The organism is candidate division KSB1 bacterium, assembly GCA_034506395.1.
GTDB lineage: Bacteria > Zhuqueibacterota > Zhuqueibacteria > Thermofontimicrobiales > Thermofontimicrobiaceae > Thermofontimicrobium.
On sequence record JAPDPQ010000002.1, the window covers coordinates 136206 to 149550 of the forward strand.

The window sequence follows — 13345 nt, forward strand, 5'->3', positions numbered from 1 at the left end:
ATGAATAAACTTGCCCATTTCAGCGGCAGAAGTTGGGAAGGCAGCGCGGAAAGAGCAGAATTCGATTGGTCAAAAATCCATTTTGAAACGAGGGATGAAAGTGAGCACATATCGACAGAATGAAATAGTAGAGCGAAGACAATTAGCGCCATCTTTAACGCTTTTTAAATTATACTCCCCAGAGATCGCAACGCGCGTCAAAGCTGGTCAGTTCGTGGTGTTGCGCGCCGATGATTACGCCGAACGAATTCCACTGACCGTTGCGGATCATGACGCCGAGCAAGGGACCATTACGGTGATCTTTCAAGTTGTCGGCACATCGACCCGCAAGCTCGATCGATTTCAGCAGGGCGAGGCCATTTTGGATGTGGTGGGGCCATTAGGTCGGCCCAGTCATATCGAAAAATTCGGGACCGTTGTCTGCATCGGTGGTGGGGTCGGCATTGCGCCAGTTTACCCCATTGCCAAAGCGTTGCACGAAGCTGGAAACACCGTGATTTCGATTATTGGCGCGCGCACCAAAGAGATGTTGATCTTGGAAGATGAGATGCGAGCGGTTAGCGATCAGTTGTTTGTGACCACCGACGACGGCAGTTATGGCCGACACGGTTTTGTCACGGACGAATTGAAACGGTTGATCGAGGCAAAGACGCCGATCGACGAAGTGATTGCCATTGGGCCAGTGATCATGATGAAAGCCGTGTCCGATGTCACGCGGCGCTACCAGATCAAAACTGTGGTGAGCCTCAATTCGATCATGGTGGATGGCACTGGCATGTGCGGAGGCTGCCGCGCCACCATTGGTGATGAAGTTAAATTTGTCTGTGTGGACGGTCCGGAATTTGATGGGCATCAGGTGAAATTTGATGAATTAATTTTGCGACAGGGGATGTACCAAAGGGAAGAGCGACGGGCGTTGTGGCATCATCAATGCAAGTTATGGGAAGAGGAGGAGGCGCTTCGCAAGGTGAAGGTGCGCGAGCCGATGCCGATGCAAGATCCCAAGCTGCGGATCCAAAATTTTGATGAGGTGGCGTTGGGATATAGTCGCGAGCAGGCGCGTCGCGAGGCGGCCCGTTGTCTCCAGTGCAAAAAACCCCCATGTGTGGCTGGCTGCCCAGTGGAGATCGATATCCCAGCATTTATCGCCAAAATCAAAGAGGGCGATTTCATGGGTGCCATCCACAAGATCAAAGAGAAAAACAATCTGCCCGCCGTATGCGGCCGGGTCTGTCCCCAGGAGGAGCAATGCGAAAAGGTCTGTGTATTGGCGAAAAAAGGCCAGCCCATTGCCATCGGTCGGCTGGAACGCTTTGCAGCAGATTATGAATTTTCACAGGGCGATATCAGGGTTCCACCGGCGCCACCAAAAACTGGCAAACGCGTGGCGGTCATCGGCGCTGGACCTGCTGGCCTCACCGTGGCTGGCGACCTGGCCAAAATGGGACACGACGTGACCATATTCGAAGCGTTGCACAAAGCTGGAGGCGTTTTGGTCTATGGGATCCCAGAATTCCGCCTCCCAAAACGGATCGTTCAAGTAGAGGTCGATTATGTCCGCAAATTGGGCGTCGAGATCAAGACCAACATGGTGGTGGGCCAGGCGATTACCGTAGATGAGCTGCTCAACAATGGTTACGATGCGGTATTCATCGGCACCGGTGCCGGTTTGCCCTATTTTCTCGGCATCCCAGGCGAGAATTTAAACGGCGTTTACTCGGCAAACGAATTTCTCACCCGAAACAACTTGATGAAAGCATATCTGTTCCCCGAGTATGACACCCCGGTTCGGGTCGCCAGCAATGTCGCTGTCGTCGGTGGGGGGAATGTCGCCATGGATGCGGCTCGGGTGGCCAAACGGCTGGGCGCCGACCATGTTTATCTCGTCTATCGTCGTTCCCGGACCGAAATGCCAGCACGAGAGGAGGAGATCGTCAACGCCGAAGAAGAAGGCATCGAATTTCAGTTGCTCACCAATCCAGTTCGCATTATCGGTGATGAAAAAGGTTGGGTGAAGGGTATCGAGTGCATTCGAATGGAATTGGGCGAACCCGATGCTTCAGGCAGAAGGCGACCGATTCCCATCAAAGGTTCAGAATTTGTCCTCCCGGTGGAAGTGGTGATTGCCGCCATCGGTCAAGGGCCCAATCCGTTGTTGACCAAGAGCACCACAGGGCTTGAATTGACCAAATGGGGCAATATTGTGGCCGATCCCGAGACAGGCAAAACCAGCAAGCGCGGCGTGTTTGCTGGCGGCGATATTGTCACTGGAGCAGCTACGGTGATCCTGGCCATGGGCGCTGGCAAGAAGGCGGCCGTGGCGATCGATAAGTACCTTAGGGATGGGGTGTGGTGATGCAGATACAAATTTTTGGCGAGCAAAATTATATCATTTCATTTAGTCATATTTCAAACAGCTTCCAACTAAAGACGGGTCCATCAAATCGAGCATTTTAATTATGCGCTGTTACTCACGCGGATGTGGAAGCTTCTTTTCTTCTCCCTTTCAATAGATGATGGCATGCTTGCATTGCTGGCAAAGCATAAATATTTTGTGTGATTTTCAGAAAGTTAATCATAACAGGTATATCACCGCAGCAAACCTGGGAGGAAAAGATGGAATTTACATCTCAGCAACTCATCAGCTTTGTTCTCATCTGGGTGGCTTCTTTTATCTCGGTCAAATATTTTCAAAAGCTGAGGCCCCATGCCATGTATGAATGGCTGGAGGCTTTTTTAATTGCGGCCGCTGGTGCTGGTTTGGTCGTATGGGTGCTCAATGGGATTGCATTCAACCGAACGCTTCGCTGGTTATTCATCATCCTCGCCTATCTCATCATCCTCATGGGTTTTAATTTTATTCGGTCCAAAAAAGTGAAGGATCAGGATGATATGATGGTGGCCGGCCGCTCGCTCAGCCTCCGGGTGATGGTTTTCACCCTCATTTGTACTTGGATCGGCTCTGGGACTTTTATCGCTGGGGCAGAATTTGCGGCCAAAGCTGGCTGGAGCGCGTTGTGGCTGCCAGCCGGCGCGTGGGTCGGCATTATTGTGATCTATTTTCTGGCGGCCAAAATCCGAACCTTCGGGAAATACACGATTGGAGATATTCTCGAAGTCCGCTACGGCCGCTTTGCACGATTATTCGGAGCGATCGCGTTGATCATCAGTTTCACCGCCATCGTGAGCTATCAATTCAAAGCGGGCGGCTATATTTTGAACGTCGTCTCCGATCACCAAATTTCGGTAGAGACTGGCCAATTTTTGGCTGCACTGTTTGTGATCCTATTCACTGCCACGGCTGGCATGATCGCTGTCGCCTATACTGATCTTCCCAATGGCATCATCATCCTACTGGCCTGCCTGATCGCCACGCCAATTGTGGTCTATAATGCTGGGGGCGCTGCTGCCATGCAAAGCCTCCCCGCTGATCATTTGAAGGTCATCAACCAGCAATTTGGCCAATTTCCGGTGCTGAAGGCGGTGAGCTATTTTTTGGCGACGATGTTGCTGCTGATGGGGGTGCAGAGCATGTACCAGAAATTTTATAGTGCCAAGACGCCAAAGGACGCTCGCACTGCTGTCTCGCTCTGGGTGATCGGCACGATCTTCGTCGAGACGGTGGTCGTAATAATTGCTGTGTTTGCTGCGGCCAAGTTCTGGCCCCAGATCAAGGCTTTTTTAGACGGAGATCGAGCCAATGGCATGGACCCCGCTTCGATTGTGATTCAGGCGGCGAAAAACCTGGTGCCGCCTTACGTGGGGATCCTTTTGATCGCAGCAGCCTGCGCCGTTGTAATCTCCACGGGCATGAACTACTTGCTTTCGCCGACCACCAATATCATGCGCGATATCTATCAGCAATTCATCAATCCAACCGCGGATCAGCGACGAATGGTCGTGTTGCAAAAACTCATCATCGTCGCCATTGGGGTGGTCGCCTATTTGCTTTGCACCAAATTGAAATCTGTCCTGGAGATGAGCTATTTCGCATACACGATCTATGGGGTGGCAATTACCCCAGCATTGTTGGCCGCCCTTGCGTGGCGGCGTGCCACACGCGCAGGAGGATTGGCCTCCATTGTCAGTGGCTCATTGGTAGCCTTAGGCTTATATGTAGCTGGATTCCTCTGGCCGTCGATTATGGTGCCGTACGGCGATCCCAATGGTGATCCATTCGGTATCCCGCTCATTTACCCAGCATTTCTGGTTTCGATCGTGACGTTGGTAGGGGTGAGTCTGCTCACCAAACCGCCGAAGCCATCTGAGATCGCCCCGCTTTTCGGTGACAATCAGGGTTAGTATACTATTTGAACTTCTCTTGTGAGGTTAATACTTTTCGACTCAATAAAAAATGGATGGTTGTCATGCCTGTGAAGTCGGGTATTTCTGAATTTTTTGATAAATGAGGCAAAAGAGACTCTTGCATCCGCTCGAGTAACATTGTTGGATTTGTATTTTTGGATCCGCGGAACTTTGAGGTTGAAAAAAGTTCATCGGATAATCTCTTCTGAGAAGTAGTAGTGCGGGGTCGGTTTTTTGCTTCATAAAACGCCGCAAATAAAAAACCCCAACCACATAGTGGCTGGGGTTTTTTTGGGACTCATTCAGTTAACTATATTTTTTTGACGTTATTGGCTTGCAATCCCTTCGGGCCCTGCCCGATTTCGAATTGAACCCGATCGCCCTCTTCGAGAGATCGGTAGCCCTGGCCAGCAATTGATTTGTAATGCACAAATACGTCATCGCCGTGTTCGCGACTGATGAAGCCAAAACCTTTAGAACTGTTGAACCATTTGACTGTTCCTGTTTCCATTGAAGTATTCCTCAAAAAATGTTTCTGTTGCGTGCACCGGGCTGATTTTTCGGGCAAAAAAAAATCGTTTCGAATAGCCTATTGTTCACTATTCTCCACGATCTTCGTTAACTTGCTTTCTGTTCGACTTGGAGCCGCCAGATTTAATTCGAAATAAATGCAGATCAATAGTGCACAGCTAATTGACGAAAACAATATACGACATAAAAAGCAGAATAGCAAACACTTTTTTTGAATTTTAAAAATATTTTTTATTGACTGCGCTCTCATTGCACTACCTGCGATCTGATTGTTCAGGCCAGCAAATTGGATTAAAATAGAACTCAAAGTAGAATAAATTTGCTTGACATTGCGATATAATTCTCGTAATTTTGGCCTTTATTATAAAAGCGAATGCGAGCAGCTATAAATGGCATCGCATTCGAATAGGTGTGAGTTCCAAACGGTCCATTTAAAAGCAGAACATGAAAACGACAGATTTGCCCGCTGTTATTCTCGATCACCTCAAGAGCGATTTCCCCGATGATCCCATTCAGCTCGCTGTCATGTCGGATTTGACTCAGGAATTGATTTATGGAGAAGAATGGCTCGTTGTAACCGGCCGACATTTGATGACGTTTGCGATGGAAAATGGCAGCTCGAAATTATTGGTTCGATATCCATTAGCGTCAATAAGTGAGATTGTCTCGGTCTCATTGACTGGGAGCGGATTGATCGAGATCGTTACGGACGGTGAGCGGCTGCGTTTGATCCATTTTACCGCTGCCCGGAAGGCTGATTTTTCTAAAGCAGTGGAACAGATCAAAGCGTTGCGGGATGGCAAAGCGTTCGAGCCAGCTCAGCATCTTGAAGGCAGTCAAACCAAATGCGATCGCTGCGGGTTACCCATTCCGGATGAGCTAAAAAAATGTCCACGTTGCACGGAGCGATGGAAAACGCTGCGTCGGATTTTTGCCTTTGCGCGGCCATATCGAGCACGGCTGGTCTATTTATTCCTCTTATTGGTCGCTGGTACCTGTTTTGGCCTGATTACGCCTTACATGAGCAAGTTGTTTATCGATTTCATCCTCAAGCCGAATCCTCAGACCGGGGTGTTCGAATATGCCCATTGGATTCCGCTTGCGGCATTGGCGCTGTTATTCGCTTACGGTGCACAAACGTTATTGAACAGCTTGCATCTGAGGCTGACCGGCGTAGTTGGGCATAATACTGTTTATGATGTTCGAGCCGCTCTCTATGAAAAGCTTCAACACCTGTCCCTCTCTTTCTTTGACAAATACCAGACTGGCGCGCTCATGGCGCGGGTCAATCAAGATACTCGCGAGCTGCAGCACTTCCTGGTCGATTTTATCCCCCTGACCCTGGAAAGTTTGTTGATTCTCATCGGCGTGGGCATTTTTCTTTTTATTCTAAGCTGGAAGCTTACTCTCTTTGTCATCATTCCCATCGCTGCCACTGTTCTGTTTTTGAAGAAAATCTACTTTAAGATCTTTTTGTACTTTCGAAGGTTCTATCATCGTCGCTCGCGATTGAGCGCGCTGATTAATGATTCGCTCTCCGGTATTCGGGTGATCAAGGCTTTTGGAGAGGAAAGGGAGGAAATTAAGAAATTCGACCGAAAAAGCATTGATCTCAGGAATGCTGGCATCGATCTTGAGGTCAAATGGAGCCTCTATTCTCCGATCTTTCAATTCCTGATCATGCTCGGTTCGATTATCATTTGGTTCGTTGGGGGGCAATATATCGTCGCTGGACAAATGAGCCTCGGCGATGTGGTGGCATATTCTGGCTATTTGGCCATGTTTTACCGTCCAGTGATTTACTTGCTTCGCATGGTGCAGCTCATTACTAGTTCTTTGAGCGCTGCGGAGCGGGTGTTCGATGTAATTGATACTCCAGTTCAAGTCAAGGAGCTCCCCAACGCCATTTCAACGCCATCGATCGAAGGGACCATTGAGTTCCAGAATGTCACTTTTGGATATGATCCTTATAAGCCAGTGATTAAGAACATGAGCTTTACCATCCATGCCAATGAGATAGTGGGCCTGGTTGGAAAAAGCGGGGCGGGCAAAAGCACGATCATCAATCTGGTGTGTCGCTTATACGATGTGGATCTGGGAGCGATTTTGATAGATGGTCAGGATATCCGAAAGATCAAGTCCCATGACCTTCGCCAGCAGATCGGCGTGGTATTGCAGGATACTTTTTTGTTCAATGGGACGATCTTCGAAAATATCGCTTACGCGAAACCGGATGCGAGCATCGAGGAAGTCATCGAAGCCGCTAAGGCGGCCTATGCCCATGAGTTTATCATTGACAAGCCGGACGGGTATGATACCGAGGTGGGTGAACGCGGTAATCGTTTATCTGGTGGTGAGAAGCAGCGCATCGCCATCGCGCGCGCCCTACTACGCGATCCTCGGATTCTCATCCTCGATGAAGCCACCTCATCATTGGACACAGAGACTGAGAAGAAAATCCAAGACGCGTTAAAGCGATTGACCCGAGGTCGTACCACCATTGCCATCGCCCACCGATTATCGACCCTGCGCAATTGTGATCGGTTATTTGTTATCGATGATGGCCGGCTCGTTGAGGTGGGAACGCATCGGGAACTGATGGAGAAGAAAGGAATTTTCTACAACCTTGTTGCAATTCAACGTGAACTATCTAAAATTGTGGCGGTGAGCGGATAAATGATCAAAATTTTGCAACCTGATGAACTGAACTTTGAACAAAAGGATGGCGGATTTCTGCGATTGAAATTGGCAAATGGAACGATCCATGAGCCGATCAGCTGTGTGCCATTGTTTCCTCTGTCCAATCCAACCAGCTACATCGCGCTGGTAGTCAAAAGAAATGGAACAACTGAGGAGGTCGGGGTGATTCACCAGCTTAATGATCTGTCCCCAGCACAACGGCCATTGGTGGAACGGGAGATCCAATTGCGCTATTTCTGCCCTCGAATTCTCGATATCCATGCCATCAGTTCCAAATATGGAGTGGATCAATGGGATGTGACGACCGATTGCGGAAAAAAGCGGTTTCTGGTTCAGGATGCGAAGGAAAATGTCACGATCCGCGATGATGGGTTGATTATGATTATTGATACTGAAGGCTGCCGCTATCAGGTTCGGGACTATCGACAATTACCGACCCGTGCGCGCATCCGATTGGAACAGGCGCTGCTTTAAACCGCCATCAAGAAATCGATGTTTGCAGATGAAAATAGAATGGATAAATCAAATTGAATGTTGCTAATTTCAAAATTTTGTGCTATATTTCTCTCCATTAATTAGTGCTCCTGAGTCAGACGAAGCTGAGTCATGTCATTCCGAATGAATCTTTCAGCCAGCGGTGAAGTGAGAAATTTATTATTTCTAGATTGGTTGGTTTCATTGACAGATTTTTCGCTTCGCTGGAAAAGGCCCTGAATTGGCTGACGAATTTTAATAATCTGACTAAGGGATGTTATGAGTTGAAACAATCAATCTCGGCTTATTCAAAACTATCGTCAAATGACTTGCGAATATAGTTGATAATTCCGACTCTTGAAACGGCTATTTGGATTTAAACAGGGGTAGTTTTGTGGCAGAGATCATCGGCACAAGTAACCGAGTTCTTGAAATCGATCTATCGACTCAACAGGTCGTTGAGTTAAAAATTACTGACCAGGATCGACAGCTTTATATGGGTGGAAAAGGTCTTGGTTTAAAGTTTCTTTATGAAAGATTAAAACCAGGCGTTAATCCGCTGGGGGAAGAGAACATCATTGCCTTGATGATGGGGGTGATTATGGGCACTGGCGCCACATGCAGTGGTCGCTTTGTCGCAATCACCAAATCGCCGCTGACTGGGATTTTGGTCTCTTCTTCCTGCGGGGGGCCATTTGGAATGGCGGTCAAGACAGCAGGTTACGATGGGTTATTGATCAAGGGAATGGCTGATCGGCCATGCTATCTGGAGATCACAGCCGATGGTGTACAGTTTCATGATGGGCAGGGACTCTGGGGCAAGGATACCGAGGAGACCCAGCAGGCTTTGGGGTTGAACAAAACCGATGGTGCATTGGTCATTGGCCCCGCTGGAGAAAATCAGGTTTGGTTTGCCAATGTGCGCTCGGGAAGTCGCTATCTCGGCCGTGGCGGGATCGGCGCTGTATTTGGTGCGAAACGTGTAAAAGCGATCGTGGCGCGCGGCGGGAAATTTAAAATCGTTCCCAAAAATGTCAAGCTATTTCAGAAGGTCCATAAAAAAGCAGTAAAGCAAATTAACGAGAACTTGATCACCGGCACTTTGTACCGCAAATACGGCACAGCTGCTAATTTCAAATTCTGTCAACGGGGCAATATCGTACCAGTGGAAAATTTTCGCTTTGGTAATCGCGATCTTGTGGACAAGGTCACCGGCGAAGCCATGGCGGACCAGTACAGGACCCAGCCGTATACCTGTATCCCTTGCTCCATTTTATGTGGCCATAAAGGGAGCTATCCTGATGGTAACATCCGTAAAATACCTGAATATGAGACGACAGCTATGCTCGGGCCGAACCTGGGTATTTTTGATACCGATTTGATCAGTGTCTGGAATGATCAATGCGGTCGGTTGGGCCTAGATACTATTTCAACTGGGGTCACCCTCGCATTTGCCATGGAAGCTGGTGAGCTGGGTTTGATCAAAACGAATTTGAAATTTGGCTCACCAAATGGAATTGCGGAAACGATCGAGGAAATCGCCTATCGTCGCGGATTTGGCGCGGAGCTGGCGAATGGTACCCGCTGGTTGTCCGAAAAATATGGCGGCAAGGAATTCGCCATGCAGGTGAAGGGCATGGAATTCCCAGCCTATGATCCCCGAGGCTCTTGGGGGCAGGGACTTTCGTATGCCGTTGCCAATCGCGGTCCCTGTCATCTCTCCGCCACTACTTTCGCGCTGGAAGTGTTTTTGAACTACTTGAATCCTAATTCCACGCGGGCGAGAGCTGATTATGTGACCTTGTTTGAAGCGATTTACAACGGGGTCAATTCGCTCCACATCTGCTTGTTCACCACGTGGGCGTTTTTGATGGAGCCAGCGATCATCAAATATACCCCAACCCCCATTTTGCGCTTCGTGATGCAGACGTTCCCTTGGCTGGCCAAAAAATTTATGGATCTGCGCGTGTTCTGCCAATACTATGAATCTGTCACCGGGATCAAAATGAATCCGAAAAAATTTCTGACTATTGGGCATCGGATTCATCTGTTGGAGCGCTATATGAACACGCGCGAGGGTATTTCGCGCAAGGACGATACACTGCCCGATCGATTTCTCAAGCAGCCCAGACGAAACGATCCAGCGCAACACATTGTGCCGCTCGACAAAATGCTGGATAGATATTATCAGCTCCGAGGATACGACGAAAATGGTATTCCGATCAGGGAGATTTTAATGAAATATGGCATACATTTACAACAGGAGCCGCTCCAATGATCAATTTGAAGATCAACTTTAACATGAATGATGTAATCCATGGGTTTCGCGTTGTTAATATCACGCCACTGTTCGAATTAAATTTCACAGCCATTCAGCTTGAGCATATCAAGACCGGGGCTCGGATCATGCATTTTTACGCCGATGATTCAGAGAATTTGTTCTCCATCAATTTTCCGACGCCACCGCCTGATGATACCGGGGTGCCGCATATCATGGAACACTCGGTATTGAGCGGATCTCAAAAATATCCAGTTCGTGATCCATTTTTCGAGATGGTAAAGATGAGCATGGCGACGTTCATCAATGCCATGACCGGCTGGGATTGCACCTATTATCCGGTGGCGAGCAATGTGAAGCAAGATTTATTTAACCTGGCTGAGGTCTATTTCGATGCGGTATTTCATCCGCTGTTGACCGAACAAACCTTTCGGCGTGAAGCGCATCATCTCATGCCGAAAAATCCTCGCCAGCCGACTGGAGAACTGACTTTGAACGGTGTGGTTTATAATGAAATGAAGGGCACGTTTTCTGATCCAGAATCGCGGCTGTATCGTGGTATGAGCCGCGCCTTATTTCCAGACTCGATCTATGGCCGCGAGTCCGGTGGCGATCCCGAGAGCATCCCGGACCTGACTTATCAAGCTTTCAAAAAATTCTTTGAAGATCATTATCATCCCAGCAACGCGTATTTTTTTATTTATGGCGATATCCCCACCGAGGAGTACCTAATTTTTTTGAAAGATAAACTCGATGCATTCGAACGTCGGGAAGTTCGAGTGAAGATCTCCCAGCAACCGCGCTGGGACTCGCCCCGAAGGATGCAAGATTTTTATCCGATTGGCTCATCGGAGTCGCCGGAGGAAAAGACCTATGTGGTGATCAACTGGTTGGTCGGCAGCGGCATCGATGCATTGGACGTGGCCCAGCTCTACATTTTGAGCAATATTTTATTGGGCAATGAGGCTGCGCCGCTGAAAAAGGCGATCATCGATTCCAAGTTGGGCCAGGACCTGATCTATTCCGGATTTCGCTCGGTGGGATTGGAATCAGTTTTTACTGTGGGATTGAAAGGCACTGAACCAGATCGGGCAGACCGATTCGAGCGACTGGTGTTCGATACGCTAAACCAGTTGGCACAAGAGGAGTTTGATCGAGAGCGGGTGGCGGCGGCATTTCAACAGGCGGCTTATCACTATCGCGAAATTCTGCCTTCTTATCCTCTGCATCTCATGGATCGCGTGGTGAACGTCTGGATCCAAGGGGGAGATCCTTTAACCTTCGTTCGGATGAACGAACATTTAAAAACATGTCAGCAAAAATATCAGGAAAATCCAGCTCTGTTCAACCAATTGATTAAGGAGAGGCTGCTGGACAACCCTCATCGGTTGACTTATCTGATGCTGCCCGACAAAGATCTTGAGGCTCGGGAGGAGGCAGCGTTCGCCCAGCGGATGAAGCAAGTGCGCAGCCAGTTCAACGAGGAGCAGTTGAAGAGGATCGCGCGGGAGGCAAAGCGGCTGGAGCGGGAATCCGGAACGCCCAATTCGCCGGAGGCGTTGGCCACCCTGCCGCAATTGAAAGTGAGCGAAATCCCTAGGCAGCCCAAACATATCCCTACAACAATCGAACGCCTTGCCAAAGGGGTAGAATTGTTGATCAATGATGTATTCGCCAACGGGGTGAATTATCTTTATCTAGATTTCAATCTCACTGGACTGCCCAAGAATTTATGGGAGTACATGCCCCGATACGTCGATGCCATAAATAAACTTGGCGCGGCTGGAATGAATTACGAGCAGATTGCGAGTCGTGTAGCTGCCCATACTGGCGGCATTGATTGCTGGACCTATTTCACCACCCATGCAACCGAGCCGCAGCGGTCGGTCTGGGGATTGCGATTTAGTCTCAAATCATTGGATGAGCAGATCGATCCAGCGATGGAATTATTGCGCGATCTCATTTTTGCGGTCGATCCGCGGGATAAAGAACGGTTGCGCGATGTGGTGGTTCAAGCGCGGGCGCATTATCGGACCGAGCTGGTTCAGGATGGATCTGGGACTGCCAGTCGGCATGCTGCGCGCGGCCTCTCTGCTGAGGCATATTTGGCTGAGATCATCCATGGTTTGCCTCAATTGGCGTTGACCGAGCAACTGGTGGATGACTTCGATCAACGGTTTTCAGAGCTCATCGGACATATTGAAGCCGTTCGGGATTTCATCCTGAATCCGCGGCGATTGACGGCAAGTTTTACAGGTTCCGACTACGCAGCGGAACGAGTGCGCCAGCATCTGACGTCCTGGATCCAGCAGATGAACGATCAACCGATAACTCCGGCTGCGCTGGAATTTGTGCCGTATCAACAGCCGCCGCGCGAGGGACTGGCAAGTCCCATGCAGGTAGCATATTGCTCTCAAGTGGTTCCTGGCTGGCACATCTCCCATCCCGATTCGGTCCTGCTAAAATTGGGCACGCGGATCATCTCGTCAGAGTATATGCTAAATGAAATTCGATTCAAGGGGAATGCCTACGGCGCTTGGGCCAGCTATGACGGGCTGGATCAGGAATTCGAATTGTCGTCATATCGGGATCCCCATATAGCGCGCACGCTTCAGGTGTTTGAAAACCTGATGCAGTATGTTCAGCAGGCTGATTGGACCCAGGGAGATGTCGATCGAGCGATCATCGGAGCGGCTAAGCATTATCACAAGCCCCTCCGGCCAAAAACGGCTACGCGCAAAGCTTTGCATCGCCATCTCACTGGGCAAACGCCGCAGTTTCGCGAAGCGCAGTTTGATCGTATTCTTTCTGCTGCTGCTAAGCAGGTCACTCGCGCGACTCTCGATTTTCTATTGGAAAACTGGCAGCGGTCCGCAGTATGTGTTGTCTCGAGCCGCGAAAAACTCGCTCAGGCCAATCGCCAACTGAAAAAAGGTAAATTGAGCATTCGAGATTTATTGAATTCAAGCCATAAGGATCAGGGCTAAAAAGAAACATATAAACCTCTGATGCCATTTGCCATAGAAATATCGAATTGCGCTCAATACATGAGCCGAA

The 13345-nt window shown here is 49.1% G+C and carries 7 protein-coding genes; 6 read left to right on the top strand and 1 reads right to left on the bottom strand.

Features of this window, described 5'->3' with window-relative positions; genetic code table 11:
• Nucleotides 1-94: 94 nt before the first annotated feature.
• Both ONB37_01950 and ONB37_01955 read left to right on the top strand, forming a co-directional pair.
• Complete coding sequence (locus tag ONB37_01950; GenBank protein MDZ7398905.1) at nucleotides 95-2356, top strand: bifunctional dihydroorotate dehydrogenase B NAD binding subunit/NADPH-dependent glutamate synthase; 2262 nt, start codon at nucleotides 95-97, stop codon at nucleotides 2354-2356.
• Nucleotides 2357-2616: 260 nt separating this feature from the next.
• Nucleotides 2617-4302, top strand: a complete 1686-nt coding sequence (locus ONB37_01955; GenBank protein MDZ7398906.1) for a sodium:solute symporter family protein — start codon at nucleotides 2617-2619, stop codon at nucleotides 4300-4302.
• Nucleotides 4303-4615: 313 nt separating this feature from the next.
• Here ONB37_01955 and ONB37_01960 read toward each other — a convergent pair whose 3' ends face one another.
• Nucleotides 4616-4816 (bottom strand): cold-shock protein, encoded by a 201-nt coding sequence (locus tag ONB37_01960; GenBank protein ID MDZ7398907.1) that lies wholly within the window; start codon nucleotides 4814-4816, stop codon nucleotides 4616-4618.
• 464 nt (nucleotides 4817-5280) lie between these two features.
• Here ONB37_01960 and ONB37_01965 point away from each other — a divergent pair, with 464 nt between their 5' ends.
• From ONB37_01965 to ONB37_01980, 4 genes are all read left to right on the top strand, one after another.
• Entirely contained in the window at nucleotides 5281-7512 is a 2232-nt protein-coding gene (locus ONB37_01965; GenBank protein ID MDZ7398908.1) for an ABC transporter ATP-binding protein/permease, read from the top strand.
• A complete protein-coding gene (locus tag ONB37_01970) occupies nucleotides 7513-8010 on the top strand; it encodes a DUF1854 domain-containing protein (protein ID MDZ7398909.1) in 498 nt (165 codons plus the stop codon). It abuts the gene before it with no gap.
• A gap of 394 nt (nucleotides 8011-8404) precedes the next feature.
• A complete protein-coding gene (locus tag ONB37_01975) occupies nucleotides 8405-10288 on the top strand; it encodes an aldehyde ferredoxin oxidoreductase family protein (protein MDZ7398910.1) in 1884 nt (627 codons plus the stop codon).
• Nucleotides 10285-13275 (top strand): insulinase family protein, encoded by a 2991-nt coding sequence (locus ONB37_01980; GenBank protein MDZ7398911.1) that lies wholly within the window; start codon nucleotides 10285-10287, stop codon nucleotides 13273-13275. Before ONB37_01975 ends, ONB37_01980 begins: the two co-directional genes overlap by 4 nt.
• The last annotated feature ends 70 nt before the right edge of the window (nucleotides 13276-13345 follow it).